Genomic DNA, 14,797 nt, shown 5'->3' on the forward strand with positions numbered 1-14,797 from the left:
AACGAGATGATCACCATCAAGCGCTACCTGGACCGGCTGTCGGGCCCGGCCCCGTTCGTCTTCTGCGTCTTCAACAACCAGGACCTCAACCAGGTCACCTGGGAGCAGCGCGCCATGGCGGGCGACCCCAAGTACCCCGGCTCCCAGCACATCCCCGACGTACCGTACGCGGCCTACGCCCAGCTGCTCGGCCTCAAGGGCATCGTGTGCGCCGACCCCGGGAAGGTCGGCGCCGCCTGGGACGAGGCCCTGGCCTCCGACAAGCCCGTGGTGCTGGAGTTCAAGGTCGACCGGGAGATCGCGCCCATCCCGCCGCACATCATGAAGGAACAGGGCATGAAGGCCGCCAAGGCGGCTCTGCACGATCCTGAGAAGGTCGGGATCACCGCCAAGGGCGTACGTCAGAAGTTGACCGAGTACGCCGAGCACCTCCCCGGGCGGGGACAGCGGTGACCCGGCTGTGACACATCCGTCGCGGCAACCGACGGAGTCGGCCGGGCGCTTCCCGGGCCGTGGTGGTGACCGGGGCGAGCGCCGACGTGGGCCGGGCCCCGCCGCGTGGGCCTTCGGCGCGGAGCGGCTGTGGCGGGAGGCGTCGGGATGGCGCTCGCCGGCGGCGTGCGCCGCGGCTCTCACGGTGGCAGCGTCGAAGCGCCGTTGAGACGGACCGCGCACTCCAGCAGGAGCGCGTGGACGAAGGCCTGGGGCAGGTTGCCGCGCAACTGGCGCTGACGCACGTCGTACTCCTCCGCGAACAGCCCGGACGGCCCGCAGGCCGCGCGGGTCCGTTCGGACCACCGCAGTGGCCCGCCTTCTGGTGGATCGCTCTCGCGGTGATCACCCTGTTCGGGGCACTGGCGGCACTCGGCCAGAACATAGGGATGTTCCTGACACTCATCCTGCTCGCCGCAGGATCCGCGCTGCTCGCCGCCGCCCGGATCGGAGCGTTCTCCGGCGTCCGCATCGCGGCGGGCTGGGTCCTCGTCGCCTCGAGCGCCGCGGCCTTCTACACCGCCGGCGCGATGCTGCTCGAACAGAGCTACGGCGGCCGGGTCATTCTCCCGCTGGGCCGATGGAGCCTGCGGGGCAACCTGCCCGGCCACCAGGCGATCCGGGTGATCGGCTACCCGGCCGGGATGCCGGGGGCCAGGGCAGGGCAGTGAGCGGTCGGTCCCCCGGGCGTCTGCCGTGTCGCACACCGGCAGACGCCCGGACCGCCGCACGGCCTGCGCAGACCCTGTAACGCCCAGGGGGCACATGTGCGGCGCCCCCTGTCGGCCGTCCGGAGGCCGCCCGCCGACCATCCGGATGGCCGCGTCACGGGACGGGCGCGGCCGGTGACGGGTGAGCAGCGGCCGGAGCGGACGCCCGGGTGCTGCGGATCGTGCCCACCGCGAAGGCGCCGGCGACCAGGCAGTCGATCAGCGCGGCGGTGCGCCAGCGACGGCTGTGCAGCGCCAGGCCGGCCATGCTCGCGGCGTGCAGCGCGTCGGGGACGGCCGCCCAAGCGGTGGGCAACGTGCCACGGGCGGTGGCGAGGCCCTGGACGAGGTGGCGGGCACCCAGTGCGCGTACGACGGCGCGGCCGGCCCGGCTCGGCGTGGTCCGGGGGCAGCTGCGCAGTACGACGTCCGGGAGCACCGTCAGCGCGGTGCCCCAGGTGAGGCGGACGGCGGTCACGGGCACCATGTCGGCACGCTCCTCACGTCGAGCGGTTCGGGGACGGGGCGCCCGCGGTGCCCGGAGCGGCGGTGTTGGGAGCGCTCGGGGGGATGGTGCCGACCGTCCGCTCGCTGACCACTTGCGACGTCACGGCATCCACCTGATAGTTGTGCGTCAGCCCGTGCCGGACGGTCGCGATGGTGATGGACCAGACGGTCTTCCCCCCGGTGCCCTTCTCCAGCCGGACGTCGGTCACCTGCCCGAAATCGGGCTGCTTCACCTTGTCGACCGCATCCTCGGGCAGGACCTTCACCTCTTTGACCAGCGATGCCACGCGCGCCTTGTCGGCGGCCGACTGCCCGGTCGGCGGGCCGACTCCGAGCAGTTCTCCATGGATGGCTCCGACACGGACCAGCCGCACGGTCCCGTCGTCAGCGGCGACACGCGTGCGCCACACCGGGCGGGGCCCTGACAGCCCACCGAGGCCGACCGACAGCAGGTGGCTGCCGGGGACCTTGTCCAAGGCCTTGAGGACGGCTTGGGCGTAGCGGATCTCGACCCGCGGCAGTGCCTCCGGGTTTTTCGCCGCGGGGGGACCGCTGCACGCGGCCCCCAGCGCGCCCGTGACGGCGACGGCGGCGAGCCCGGACACGGCCACCGCACGCGTCCGGCGCCGTGCGGCTCTGCTGAGGAGTGCTCGGGCCATGAGCTGCCTGCCTTTCCGAAGAGCGTGCCGGCCCTGCTGTGCAGGAAGGCGGACAGGAGGAAGAGCAGCCCACCGGCGAGGAGCCGGGTGCGTATGAGGGGAATTGAGGACGCTGCCGCTCGTTCTCGATGCTTCCCGGGGCGTCATGGGGGCTCGCTCACCGGGGCGTTCGACGCCGGTGCAGGGTTGGTTCTCACAGAGACCTCCTTGACGGGGGCATCACCGGGTTTCCCGGCGGCCGTCCGGTCAATCAGGCGGGCCGGCTCCCGGCGTGCCGGGAAGGCCTCCGCGGGTCCGGCCCGGCCGCGGAACGTCACGGCTGGAACTTCCCTTCGGGGCCCGTGGGCCCCAGTGGCATTCGAGGAACCAGCGCCCGAACAGCGCGCCGCCGTAGACCACGAAGGCGACACCCGTGAGCCAGGACTCCACGACGAGCACGACCCCCACCGCGCCGTAACTGATCGCGTTGGTGACGATGAGCGGTGTGAAGACGAAGTAGGAGAACCCCCGCAGGCCCATCATGCCCACCATGGTGGCGACCGCACCGGGCAGCAGATCACGGCGGCGGACCTGACCGCCGAGCAGGAAGTGCTGGCTCCACCAGAAGAACAGCACACCGGTCCCCAGGGACAGCGCGACCCGCTGCACACCGTGCAGCACCGTCCGGGCCTGCACCTCCTGGTAGAGGTAGGCCGTCATCACGACCAGCCACGTCGCCTGCCGCCAGATGCGGTGCCAGGGCCCGGAAGGCAGGTTCCAGATCCGTTCGTAGCCGTTCTGCACGCTGCCCCCGAAGGACACACCGAACACGGCGAGCGTGACGCCGCCCAGCACGCTGGTGGTGCCGATCACCTTGCGCGGCGGGCTGATGATGACGGTGACCACGCGGGCGGACCGACCGGTCAGGTCCATGCCGTCGACCAGCCACGAGGCGAAACCCCCACGCACCAGCGGATCGGCCGCGGCGACCACGATCAGCAGCGGCGCCAGAGTCACCAGGCAGAGGGTGGCGAAGCCCAACGCCCGGTGCATCAGTTCCAGCTCGCGGCCGCGCCGGAAAAGTGTGTACGCACTGAGCCGTTGTTCCGCGCGGCCGATCGTGTGCCGGACGGGGTTCGCACAGGCGTCCCAGGCTCGCCGGAGACGCGCGTACCGCCGCTCGTGGCGGCTGGACGGCGGCTGGGGCTTGGTGATGATCATCGTCCCGCTCCTCGGGGCGCGACCCTGCGGTGACTCGTCGATGCGACCAGGTGACCGTGAAGGGGTCGGACAAACGTCCTGCGCGGGTCAGGCAGCGGCACGTCGGACGACAGGCAGGCCGCGCGCCCGATCGCGAAGGCGCGGCAGCCGGATGACGGCCGCGGCGATCGGCCGCAGGCGCCGAAGGCTGCGCGGATACCGAGGGGCGGCGGCAGCCGTGCGTACGCTTCCTGGACGAGGCGGCCCGGCAGGCGGCGGGTTGATGCACCTCGTCGGACACCGGCGCAGGCCCGGTCGCCAGCAGGGCCGCGCGGAGTTGGGCGAAGCACCGTGTGAGGATGCGAGAGACCTGCATCTGTGAGACACCGATCGTGCCGGCGATCTGCTGCTGGGTCTGCTCTCGGTAGAAGCGCAGGTAGAGCACCCGGCGGTCACGTGCTGGAAGACGCCGTACCAGGGAGGCCAGGGCCACGGCGTCGGTGACGAGGCCCAGTGACTGGTCCTCCCCGCCGATCAGTGAGACCAGCGAGGAGCCCTCGCCGTTGCCCGTCGGGGCGTCCAGCGAACGCGGACTGCATTCCCGCACCGCGCGCAATGTCGCCAGGACGCGCCCTGGCTCCAGCCCGGTGTGTTCGGCGATCTGCTCAACCGTGGGCGCCCGGCCGCCGAGGCGTTGTTCGAGTTCCTCAACCGCCTGGAAGATCTGGCCGCGCGCGTCGTGCAGAGGCCGAGGCAGTCGAACGGCGCCGACCCGGTCGCGCAGGTGCTGTTTGATCTCACCGGTGACGGTGGGGACGGCGTAGGACAGGAAGGCGTGTCCGAGCGTGGGGTCATATCCGTCGACGGCCTTGATCAGGCCGAGCGAGGCGACCTGGACGAGGTCGTCGAGATCCTCTCCGCGGTTGCGGAACCGGCGTGCCACCCGGCGCGCGAGCGGCAGCAAGAGATGAATGGCCTTTTCCCGAAGGGCCGTGCGCCGCGGCCCCGGGGGCAGTTCCGCGACATCGCGCATCAGTGCGTCGAGCCGGTCCGAGGAGACTTCGCGTTCAGCGGGGCCGTCGTCCGGGGGCTGGGTGAGAGCGGCTGAAGGGTACATGGGCCTCTGCGCGGTTGAGGGAGGCACAGGAGCGTTGCGCTCACGGGGAGTAAGCACCCAACCACCGCCTCGCAAGAGCCGTTCTGTCTGGTTCGCCCCTTGAAGTCACCAGGTGAAGAAGCTGTGAAACGAACGATCACCTTTTGTCGTACGGCACGCTCCGCCGCCACGTCGAACCGGTGGCCTGCCGCAGGGCCCACCAGGAGACCGGCGGCCAGTCCTGAGGCCGTCCGGTGCTCACCGGTTGGCGACGGCCATCGGCAGGGCGGTGTCCCGCTCTGCCAGCACGATCGTGGGTGGGGAAAGTCTGTTCCCATCGGATGAGTAAGCAGTGACTTCGTTCGCGATAGAAAGGACACATGCCGGAACGCAAGACCCCTGCGTGGGCCACGGACGACGTCGATGCGGTCACCCGTGCGGTGCTGACCGCCTCCCGGCTGCTGGTGGCGGTCTCCGCCCGGTCCCTCGCGGCGGTCGAGGAGAGGGTGACGCTGCCGCAGTTCCGGATGTTGGTGGTCCTGTCCACCCGTGGTGCGACCAAGCTGGTTGCACTCGCCGACTTGCTTCAGGTGGCACCGTCCACGGCCATGCGCATGGTGGACCGGCTGATCGCAGCCGGGCTCGCCGACCGGCAGCCCAACCCCGACAGCCGCCGCGAGACCCTGCTGCAACTCACCGAGGAAGGGCGGCGCACCGTCGAGGACGTCACCGCCCGTCGCCGTGCAGGGATCGCCACGATCGTCGAACGCCTGAGCCCGACGCAGCGACTGGCGCTCATCGAGGCCCTGGCCGCCTTCAACCAGGCGGGTGGAGAGCCCCCGGCTCCCACGGCGGACGTCCTGGAAACACATCCCCTCGGCTGGGTGACCGACGGCACGATGCCACGCGAAGAGTGAGAGACAAACGACGAGCGGGCCGCCTTCGCCGCACACCCCTCATGACTTGGGGAACCGCTCTCCGATGCGCCCCTGTAAGGAGCCGCGCAGCGTCGGACATGCCGGTCACCGGCAGCCGGGCCCGAGGGTCCGACACTCTTGGTACATAACAGGCAGTCGGCGTCGTCACTGCGCTGCGCCGGAGTCACCCGGCAGGATGTCTGGGCGCGGACGCAGACCAGCAACCCCGGAGGCCGCGCTCGTCGGCTACCGGCCTGCCATTGCGGTGGTCAGGGCGTCGGCCGCCCCGATGAGTGTCAGGTGCGTGAGGGCCTGCGGGAGATTGCCCAGCAACTCGTCGCCGACAGGGTCCACCTGCTCGGTGTACAGGCCGACGTCGTTGGCCAGAGCGACGAGACTGTCCAGCAAAGTGGCGGCCTCGTCGGTCCGGCCGGCATGGGTGAGGGCTTCCACGAGCCAGAACGAGCAGGCCAGGAACGCGCCCTCCTTCTCGCGCTGGCCGCTGTAGCGGTACAGCAGCGGGCCCTGGGCACCGAGTTCGGCCCGGACCGCCTCGACCGTGGTGTGCAGGCGGGGATCGTCCCCCTGGCAGAATCCGGTCCGCGCGGCGAGGAGGACAGCAGCGTCCAGTTCGGTGGTGCCGGCGTGAAAGGTGTAGCACTGCTTGGCCGGAGACCAGCAGTGCTGGTCGATCCAGGAGCGCAGGTCCGCGCGCTCCAGCCGCCAGCGGGCCGAGCGCGGGCTGCTCAGCTGCCCGGCCTCGCTCAGGCGTACGGCCCGGTCCAGCGCCAGCCAGCAACCGATCTTGGAGCTGGTGTAGTGCTGCGGGTCGTCGAGCTCCCAGAATCCCGAGTCGGGCGTTCGCCACAGATCGCAGACCCGGTCGGCCAGTGCGCCCACCATGTGGCCGGTGGACGTGTCCAGCCGCCCGTCGTTGAGCGTGTAGCGCCACACGGCGTCGAGCAGGTCACCGTAGGAGCCGGTCTGGCACTGGGCAGCCGCCGAATTGCCGACGTGGACGGGTGGCGAGTGCCGGTAGCCCGGCACTCCGGGGACGGCCTCCATCCGTGCGGATGCGGGCTCCGAGCGCAGGGTGAAGAAGGGCCTCAGGTCCGGGGCGGTCCGGGCCGCCGCCCCGAGCAGCCAGGACAGGCCGGCGTGCAGCTCTTCCGACAGGCCGAGGCGGCCCATGGCGTCGAGTGAGTACGAGCTGTCACGGATCCAGGAGAAGCGGTAGTCGAAGTTCCGGTCCCCGCCGATCCTCTCGGGCAGCGATGTGGTCGCCGCGCCGACGATCGCTCCGGTGGGCTGGAAGGTCAACGCCTTCAGCGTCAGCGCGCTGCGCAGGACACTGTCGCGCCACGGCCCCTTGTACCGGATGTGCTGCGACCAGCGCCGCCAGGTGGCGACGGTGTCGTCGAGCCGGTCCCGGATCTCGTGCGGTGAGGGCAGGTGCAGGGGCTCGCCCTCGGTGGCCAGCACGGCCAACACCCCCGGCCGACCGGCCCGCACGGTGCCGAGGCCGCAGAGGGCGCGTTCCCGCGAGGAAAGATCTCCGATGCCGTCGGCCACCACGGCGATGTACTGATCACCCGCGACGAGCACGGGCGTGCCCGCCTCCCGGCGGCTCCACGGCCGCGAACCGGGGGTCAGGCGGTGGCCGGGCTGGACGGACCATGCGAGGGGGACCTCCCCGTCCTCCACCGTCACCAGCCGTGCCAGCTCGGTCCACGGCAGGAGTCCCAGTGCACCGAGATTGAGGGCGTCCGTGACACGGACCGTTCCCTGCGCTGTGGTGTATGTCGTCTCCAGCACCAAGGTTCCCGGCAGATAGCGACGGCTGACCTGGTACGGGACGGTGGGAGCCAGCGTGATCCGTCCGCCGGCGCCCGGGTCGAGGAGGGCGGCGCACAGCGGGGCGGCGTCCATGGCTGCCGCGGCGAACCAGTCGACACAGCCGTCGGCGGCCACCAGGGCGGCGCCACGCATGTCGCCGATCAGGGCGTAGTCGCGGAGCGGGAGGAAGCCGTCGGTGCGGTGGGGAGTCATCGCTGCTGGTTACCCGCCGCGAAGCGGCTCCACCCGCGGCGGCGGCGCCGGTCAGGAGGTCGGCCGAGCCGGTTCACTCCTCCGGCCGGAACGAATCGGACGCCGGCCGGTTTTCCGTGTCCGGAGGTCCGGGTACTCAGGGTTGCCCGGTGGTCCGCTTCCGAGCAGGCCGAGGACGACCCAGGGTGAGGAGCTGATGGAGATGGCGTCAGCAACGGGGCGCAAGGTGGCCGTGGTGACCGGGGGCACCGCGGGCGTGGGACGGGCCGCGGTCCGGGAGTTCGCCGCGCACGGCTATGACGTGGCCGTCCTGGCCCGCGGCCGGTCGGGCCTGGACGCGGCGGTCCGGGACGTCGAGGACGCGGGCGGCGAACCCTCGGAATCGCCACCGACGTGGCCGACCACGACGCCGTGCGCCGGGCGGCCGAACAGGCCGAACGAGAACTCGGTGGCATCGACGTGTGGGTCAACGCCGCCTTCACCGGATCACTCGCCTTCTTCTGGGACACCTCACCGCAGGAGTACCGCAGGATGACGGAGGTCACCTACCTGGGCCAGGTGAACGGGACCCGGGCCGCCCTGGAGCGGATGCGACCGCGGAACCGGGGCGTGGTCGTCAACGTCGGCTCCGCCATGGCCTACCGCTCCATCCCCCTCCAGTCCGCCTACTGCGGGGCCAAGCACGCCGTCAAGGGGTTCACCGAGTCGGTGATGACCGAGCTCGCCCACGAGAAGAGCGGCGTCAGGATCTGCATGATCCAGCTTCCGGGACTCAACACGCCCCAGTTCGACTGGAACCTCAACAGGATGCCCCGACACCCGATGCCGGTGCCTCCGATCTTCCAGCCCGAACTGGCCGCGCGCGGGATCGTGTTCCTGGCCGAGCACCCCCGGCGCAACATGTGGGTGGGACTGTCCACCGCCGCCACCGTCCTGGGCGAGAGGCTCGCCCCCAAACTCCTGGACCTGTACCTCGGACGCACCGGCGTCAAGAGCCAGCAGACCGGCAAGGACGCTCCCCGCTACGAGCCGAACCTCGACCGGCCCGCCGACGCCGACCACGACCCGGGCGCGCACGGCGCCTTCGACGACCAGGCGCACGGCTCCGACCCGATGCTGTGGATGTCCCGGCACCGCCGCGCCATCCTCGCGGGCATCGGAACCGCCGCCGCGGCGGCGATCGCCGCCGCGGCACTGCGCGGCTGACCAACACCCACGGAGCCGGTGACGGCCGAAACCCGGCAGCCGCGACACGCGGACCTCCCCACGCCGCCGTTGCCCAAGCCGTCGGCGCCCTGCTCACTCCTCCTCCGACTCCTCTTTTTCACCCGGTCCCGCACGCACGGTGTCGATCTGCCGTCGCTGCCATGCGGTGACCGGCATCTCGATCCGTTTGGCGTAGTACAAGCGGCTGAGGGCGTTGCGGATGCGGTGTTTGCGGAACCAGCGCCAGGCCTCTGTGCCGTACGCGCGGGGGCGGGGTTCATCGCGCACGAGGATGCGGTACGCCTCCTCCTTGGAAGGGAGGGTCCGTGCTTCCTGGTAGCCGCCGTCGGGGGTGCGGCGCACCTCCGCGGTGGCCATGCCGTCGAGCAGTCGCCGCCGGTCGGCGGCCTGCAGTCCCAGGCATGCCCGTTTGGTGATGTGGTAGGCGAGGATGGGCACGACCACGAAGGACACGCGGAAGGTGTACGTCAGCACCTCGAACGGCAGCTTGAAGACATAGGCGTGGACGTCCTGTCCGCCCGCTGCGATCAGGACGGCGAAGGCCGAGATGCCCGCGACACCGAGGGCGGTGCGGGTGGGCTGGTTGCGCGGCCGGTCGCACAGGTGCTGTTCCGGCCCGGGCCCGGTGACCCACCGTTCGAAGAACGGATAGGCGTACAGGATGAGGAACAGGAGCACGGGGAGGACCACCGCGGGCAGGAAGACGCCCCACTGGACGGTGTACCCGGCGAAGTTCCACTCCCATCCGGGCATCAGACGCAGGGAGCCTTCCAGGAAACCCAGGTACCAGTCGGGCTGGGCGTCGATGGAGACATGGTCGGCGCGGTAGGGCCCGAAGAGCCAGATCGGGTTGATCTGCATGAGCGCGCTCATCAATGCCAGAACCCCCGCCACGGCGAAGAACAGGCCGATGGACTTCGCCGTGTACTGGGGGACCATGGGCTTGCCGATCACGTTGCTGTTGGTGCGGCCTGGCTTCGCCCACTGGGTGTGCTTGTGGTAGATGACGAAGAACAGGTGCACCGTGATGAGCCCGATGAGCAGTCCCGGGATCAGCAGGATGTGGGCCGCGTACATGCGCGGGATGATCTCGTGTCCGGGGTACTGGCCGCCGAAGATGAAGAACTGCAGGTAGGTGCCGACGATGGGGACCGACAGCACGATCCCCTGGGCTGTGCGCAGGCCCGTGCCGGACAGCAGGTCGTCGGGCAGCGAGTAGCCGCAGAAGCCCTCCAGGATGGCGAGCCAGAACAGGGTGACGCCGATCGTCCAGTTCACTTCCCTGGGCCGGCGGAAGGCCCCGGTGAAGAAGATCCGCAGCATGTGGATGCCGATCGCGGCGACGAACACCAGGGCGGCCCAGTGGTGCATCTGGCGGACCAGCAGACCGCCGCGGATGTCGAAGGTGATGTGCAGCGCCGACGAGTAGGCCTCGGACGCCATGAGGCCCTGCAGCGGCAGGTAGGAGCCGGTGTAGGGCTGCTCGGTCATGTCGGGGTGGAAGAAGAAGGTCAGGAAGACGCCCGTCAGGACCAGGTTCACGAAGCTGTACAGGGCGATCTCGCCCAGCAGGAACGACCAGTGGTCGGGGAAGGCCTTGCGCAGGAACTCCTTGCCCGCCGAGGACAACGGCAGCCGTTTGTCGAATGCGGTCGCGATCCGCTCACCGCGCGCCGACTCTCGCTGCCTGCCGGACACCGCCACGCCGTGCTCGCCTTCTGCCGCTCGATGCGCTCGGTTCAACGCACTTGGTGCTCTCTTCGAGACTGACACGGGTGCCCGCAGCACGCGCGCCCGGAACGGCCGCCTGAAGGGGGTCCACGACGGCGCGGTGGGTGACTACAGTCTGTGGTTCGTGACGGGACTGGCCGCCCTGGGGGCGAGCTGGGCGCTGACTCTGCGGTGACGGCCCTCGTCGCAGGGCATGACGGAGCGACGCGTCGGGTGAGCGGGCCCGGATGTGGGCCGGCCACAGGGCGCGCCGTCACACGACCTGCGGCCGGATGCTCCTCGGTCCTCGGCGAGAGCCGAGGCAGAAGCGTCAGGTCTTGCTGAGCGCGTCCTTGGCCCGATCCACCATGGCGGCGAAGGGGCCGGTCATCCATTGCGCCTTGGGAGACCCGGCCGCCATGGGATGCGGGTGGGTCGGGGCCATCTTCTCCACCGACAACAACCGCCGGCCCATTTTCTGCAACTGGTCCTCGGGGCATCCGGCGCGTACCGCCGGAAACTCCTCGCTCTCCTCCTTCTCCGCATGCTCGAGAACGGACTGCTCGAACCGCCTCCGGTGCCGACCGGGCGACCGGTTCTCGCTCAGCGGCGCACCGCACGACCCCCGAGTACCATGGCACCCGCTGCCAGAGCGACAGCGGCCGAAATCCGCAGGGCACGTTCCCACAGCGGCGGCGCCGGCCGGGACCCGGCTTCGCACTCCGGCAGTCGGGAGTCGACCCGACCGTCCTTCTCCCGGGCCAGCTTCATCACTTCGGCGACATGCAGGGCCTGCCGCCCGGTACCCGCATCCTTGATCTGCGTCTTGCAGGAGAAGCCGTCCGCCACCACCAGGCAGTCGTCCTCGGCTCCGCGGACCGCGGGCAGCAGAGCCTGTTCCCCGCAGTCCATGGAGATCTCGTACTTCCCGGACTCGAAGCCCCAGGATCCGGCAAGGCCGCAGCACCCGCCCTGCAGGTTCCGCACCTTCAGGCCCATTTTCTCCAGCAGGCCCTGCTCGGGGCTCATGCCGCCGGTGGCGCGGTGGTGGCAGTGGCCCCACAGCAGTGCCCTGCCCTCCAGCTCGGGGGGCTTGATCCCGGAGGTCTGGAAAAACTCGGGGAAGTGGTGGGCGTTCTTGACCAGCCGTTTGGCATCGTCGTCGTGCGGCAGCAGTTTGGGCAGCTCGTCCTTGAAGACGGCCAGACAGCTGGGCTCCATGCCGACGATCGGCGTACCGGCGCGCAGATGCGGCCGCAGGATGTCGAGCACCCGGTGCAGATAGCGTTCGGCGGTGTCCAGGAAGCCGTAGTCGTACAGGGGCCGTCCGCAGCAGATGTGCTGTTCGGGCATGACGACCTGCCAGCCTGCGGCCTCGATCGCCTCGACACAGGCCACACCGACATGGGTGTGGAAGTGGTTGTTGAAAGTGTCCGGGAAGAGCACGACGGGCCGACCGGTCGGATTGGCGGTGCCGCCACGCCGGGCGAACCACTCCTGCAGCGTCATGGGAGCGAAGCGGGGCAGGGGGCGACGGCGGTCGATGCCGGCGACCAGCTTGGCGATCCGGGAAAGTCCGGGAGTGTGCGTGACGAGGTTGGCCAGCTCCGGCATGCGCGAGGCGACCCTGGCGGCCTGGTCGATGAAGCCGAAGGCATAGGCGTATCGCGGGCGCCACCGGCGCGGCGACTGGTAGTGGTGGTAGAGGAACTCTGCCTTGTAGGTGGGCATGTCGACGTTGACGGGGCAGTCGTTGGTGCAGCCCTTGCAGGCCAGGCAGAGGTCGAGGGCGTCGAACACCTCTTTGGACTGCCAGCCGTCGGTGATGACCTCACCCCTGAGCATTTCGAACAGCAGCCGGGCCCGGCCCCGGGTGGTGTGTTTCTCCTCGCGGGTCACCTGGTAGCTGGGGCACATGGTCGTCTCGGCCTGCGGGACGCGGCACTTGCCGACGCCTACGCACCTCAGAGTGGCGTGGGCGAAGTCGCCGCCGTCCTCCGGGTAGGCGAATTTGAGCGGGGGGCGGGGCGGGTTGTAGTCGGTGCCGAGCTTGAGGTTCTCGTCCATCCGGTAGGCGTCGACGACCTTGCCCGGGTTCATCTTCCACCGCGGGTCCCAGATCTCCTTGAACTCCCGCATGGCCTGCAGGAGTTCGGGGCCATACTGCTTCTCCAGCAGCTCACCGCGCTGCTGACCGTCGCCGTGTTCCCCGGACACCGAGCCTCCCAGGCCCACGCACAGGTCGGCGGCCTCCTCCATGAACGCCCGGTAGGTGGCGATCCCGTCGGCCGTGCGCAGGTCGAAGCTGAGGCGGCAGTGGATGCATCCCTGGCCGAAGTGGCCGTACATGGCGCCGGTGATGCCGTGCTTGTCCATGACCTTGCGCAGTTTGCGCACGTACTCACCGGTGCGGTCCGGCGGGACCGCGGAGTCCTCCCAGCCCGGCCAGTGGTCCTTGCCGTCGGGCGGGAACGCGGTCGATCCCAGGCCGCTCTCGCGGATCGCCCACAGGTGCTCGCTGGTGCCACCCTCCTGCTTGCTCCTGGCGATGCGGATACGGTCCCGCTCGTATCCCTTGTCGTCGGTGAGCCATCGCGTGAAGCGCTGGGCCTGCGCGACGGACTCCTCGGTGGTCTCGGCGCCGAACTGGACGACCAGCCAGGCCCCGCCCTCCGCGTGGGGCAGCTCCTGGATGTCCTCGACGTTCATGTTCTTCAGCTGCTGGTCCCGGATCAGCTGGTCGTCCAGGGCCTCCAGGCCGATGGGCCGGAACCGCTCGATGATCTCCATGCAGTGCTCGGCGGCGTCCGCCAGGTCGCCGTACTCCACCACCACCGTGGTGCGCTGCAGCAGGGCAGGGGTGAGCATGAGGACGGCCCGCAGCGCGGTGGCGCAGGTGCTCTCGGTCCCGACGAGGGCACGGGCGACGTTGAAGCCGCGTTCCGGCAGCAGTTCGTCGAGGTTGTAGCCGGAGACGCGGCGCGGTACCTGCTCCACCGAGTGGAAACCGGCCCGGATGGCGTCGGCGTACTTGTCGCGCAGGTCGCGCAACGCGGCGTAGATCTCGCCCTTGCGGCCGCCCTCGGCGATGATCTCGTCGAGGTTCTTCTCCTCGTTCACGCCCACCCAGAACCGCGCCCCGTCGTAGGTGACGATCTCCAGGGCGTGCACGTTGTCGCTGGTGCGCGGGCCGGGGCCGTACAGCTGTGACTGCACCGAGTGGATGCCGCAGGAGTTGTTGCCGATGTTCCCGCCGATCACGCACCGGGAGTGGGAGGAGGGGTCGGGGCCGAACACCAGGTTGTACCGGCCGGTGTGCCGGTTGAGTTCCTCGTTGATGACGCCGGGCTCGCACGTGACCAGGCGCCGGCCGGGGTCGATCTCACCGATGCGGGTCAGGTACTTGGAGTGGTCGATGACAACGGCCTCGTTGACCGTTTCGCCGGACAGGCTGGTGCCGCCGCCGCGGTTGAGGATCGGCGCGCCGAAGCGGTGGCAGATCCTGTGGACCGCGACGACGTCGTCGAGCGTGCGCGGCACGACGACGCCGATCGGCACCTGGCGGAAGTTGGAGGCGTCGTGGGCGTACAGGCCCTGGCTGCCGGTGTCGAAGCGGACCTCGCCCTCGACGGCCTTGCGCAGCGCGCGTTCCAGCCCGCCGACGTCGAGGGTCTGCCGTGCCCGCGGAGGCCCGGGGATCTCCGGGCGGGTCTTGGTCGGCACGTCACGCGCCATACGGCGTGTTGCCTTGGCCATCGGGTCTCCGCTCTCCTTTGCGAGCCGGGTCGAACCGGTCGGTCCTCGTCAGTGGCGTCCGGGAAGGTGCTCCACGATCTCGGTGAGTTTCTGACGCGCCCCCTTGGCCGCGATGCCGACCCGCTCGGGGTCGTGCACGGCCGCCTTGGCGGCCTTCTTGGCCTGGGTCGTCATGATGTGCGGCGGGATGGGCGCGATCTCGCGGTCGACCTTGAACTCCAGCACCACGGGCTTGTCGGAGGCCAGGGCCTCGTCCCAGGCGGCGCCGACCTTCTTCGGCTTGTCGCAGTACACGCCCTTCAGACCGATGAGGTCGGCGTAGGCGGCGTAAGGGATGTCGGGGATGTGCTGGGAGCCGGGGTACTTGGGGTCCCCGGCCATGGCGCGCTGCTCCCAGGTGACCTGGTTGAGGTCCTGGTTGTTGAAGACGCAGAAGACGAACGGGGCGGGCCCGGCGAGCCGGTCCAGGTAGCGCTTGATGGTGATCATCTCGGC

At 70.1% G+C, this 14,797-nt stretch carries 10 protein-coding genes and 3 pseudogenes; 3 read left to right on the top strand and 10 right to left on the bottom strand.

Annotated elements, in window-relative coordinates; all coding sequences use genetic code 11:
• Positions 1–453 (top strand): thiamine pyrophosphate-dependent enzyme (locus C1I97_RS15355; RefSeq protein ID WP_258382579.1); only part of this gene is annotated, 453 nt, incomplete at its 5' end.
• Positions 454–632: 179 nt separating this feature from the next.
• Here C1I97_RS15355 and C1I97_RS42710 read toward each other — a convergent pair.
• The 5 genes and pseudogenes from C1I97_RS42710 to C1I97_RS15380 form a co-directional block, all read right to left on the bottom strand.
• Positions 633–809 (bottom strand): annotated as a pseudogene (locus C1I97_RS42710) (glycoside hydrolase family 15 protein); the annotation flags it as partial.
• 508 nt (positions 810–1,317) lie between these two features.
• Complete coding sequence (locus C1I97_RS15365) at positions 1,318–1,689, bottom strand: hypothetical protein (RefSeq protein WP_111003781.1); 372 nt, start codon at positions 1,687–1,689, stop codon at positions 1,318–1,320.
• Between the two features lie 13 nt (positions 1,690–1,702).
• A complete protein-coding gene (locus tag C1I97_RS15370; RefSeq protein ID WP_146608225.1) occupies positions 1,703–2,314 on the bottom strand; it encodes a hypothetical protein in 612 nt (203 codons plus the stop codon).
• 300 nt (positions 2,315–2,614) lie between these two features.
• Positions 2,615–3,568 carry a ribonuclease BN gene (locus tag C1I97_RS15375; RefSeq protein WP_258382580.1) on the bottom strand — a complete coding sequence of 318 codons (954 nt, stop codon included), beginning with the start codon at positions 3,566–3,568 and terminating at the stop codon, positions 2,615–2,617.
• A 319-nt stretch (positions 3,569–3,887) separates the two neighbouring features.
• Positions 3,888–4,664, bottom strand: a pseudogene (locus tag C1I97_RS15380) (sigma-70 family RNA polymerase sigma factor); the annotation flags it as partial.
• A 359-nt stretch (positions 4,665–5,023) separates the two neighbouring features.
• On the opposite strand from C1I97_RS15380, the gene C1I97_RS15385 reads away from it, so the two are divergent.
• Entirely contained in the window at positions 5,024–5,560 is a 537-nt protein-coding gene (locus tag C1I97_RS15385; RefSeq protein WP_111003783.1) for a MarR family winged helix-turn-helix transcriptional regulator, read from the top strand.
• 246 nt (positions 5,561–5,806) lie between these two features.
• Here the strand turns inward: C1I97_RS15385 and C1I97_RS15390 are convergent, their stop codons facing one another.
• Entirely contained in the window at positions 5,807–7,609 is a 1,803-nt protein-coding gene (locus C1I97_RS15390; protein ID WP_111003784.1) for a glycoside hydrolase family 15 protein, read from the bottom strand.
• Positions 7,610–7,811: 202 nt separating this feature from the next.
• On the opposite strand from C1I97_RS15390, the pseudogene C1I97_RS15395 reads away from it, so the two are divergent.
• Positions 7,812–8,815: pseudogene (locus tag C1I97_RS15395) on the top strand (SDR family oxidoreductase).
• A gap of 93 nt (positions 8,816–8,908) precedes the next feature.
• Here C1I97_RS15395 and qcrB read toward each other — a convergent pair.
• From qcrB to C1I97_RS15410, 4 genes are all read right to left on the bottom strand, one after another.
• Positions 8,909–10,540 (bottom strand): cytochrome bc1 complex cytochrome b subunit, encoded by a 1,632-nt coding sequence (qcrB, locus tag C1I97_RS15400; RefSeq protein WP_258382581.1) that lies wholly within the window; start codon positions 10,538–10,540, stop codon positions 8,909–8,911.
• Between the two features lie 337 nt (positions 10,541–10,877).
• The gene (locus C1I97_RS39910; protein WP_181446737.1) at positions 10,878–11,030 is read right to left on the bottom strand and encodes a hypothetical protein; all 153 of its coding nucleotides are present in this window, start codon (positions 11,028–11,030) and stop codon (positions 10,878–10,880) included.
• Between the two features lie 119 nt (positions 11,031–11,149).
• Positions 11,150–14,302 carry an FAD-binding and (Fe-S)-binding domain-containing protein gene (locus tag C1I97_RS15405; RefSeq protein WP_111003785.1) on the bottom strand — a complete coding sequence of 1,051 codons (3,153 nt, stop codon included), beginning with the start codon at positions 14,300–14,302 and terminating at the stop codon, positions 11,150–11,152.
• 48 nt (positions 14,303–14,350) lie between these two features.
• A partial coding sequence (locus C1I97_RS15410; RefSeq protein WP_258382582.1) for a thiamine pyrophosphate-dependent enzyme occupies positions 14,351–14,797 on the bottom strand: 447 nt, incomplete at its 5' end.

The organism is Streptomyces sp. NTH33, from assembly GCF_003236365.1.
GTDB lineage: Bacteria > Actinomycetota > Actinomycetes > Streptomycetales > Streptomycetaceae > Streptomyces.

Coding starts and splice junctions, on each gene's coding strand:
- C1I97_RS15405 (WP_111003785.1), bottom strand. CDS start 14,302: ATGGCCAAGGCAACACGCCGTATGGCGCGTGACGTGCCGACCAAGACC.
- C1I97_RS15390 (WP_111003784.1), bottom strand. CDS start 7,609: ATGACTCCCCACCGCACCGACGGCTTCCTCCCGCTCCGCGACTACGCC.
- C1I97_RS15375 (WP_258382580.1), bottom strand. CDS start 3,568: ATGATCATCACCAAGCCCCAGCCGCCGTCCAGCCGCCACGAGCGGCGG.
- C1I97_RS15365 (WP_111003781.1), bottom strand. CDS start 1,689: ATGGTGCCCGTGACCGCCGTCCGCCTCACCTGGGGCACCGCGCTGACG.
- C1I97_RS15385 (WP_111003783.1), top strand. CDS start 5,024: ATGCCGGAACGCAAGACCCCTGCGTGGGCCACGGACGACGTCGATGCG.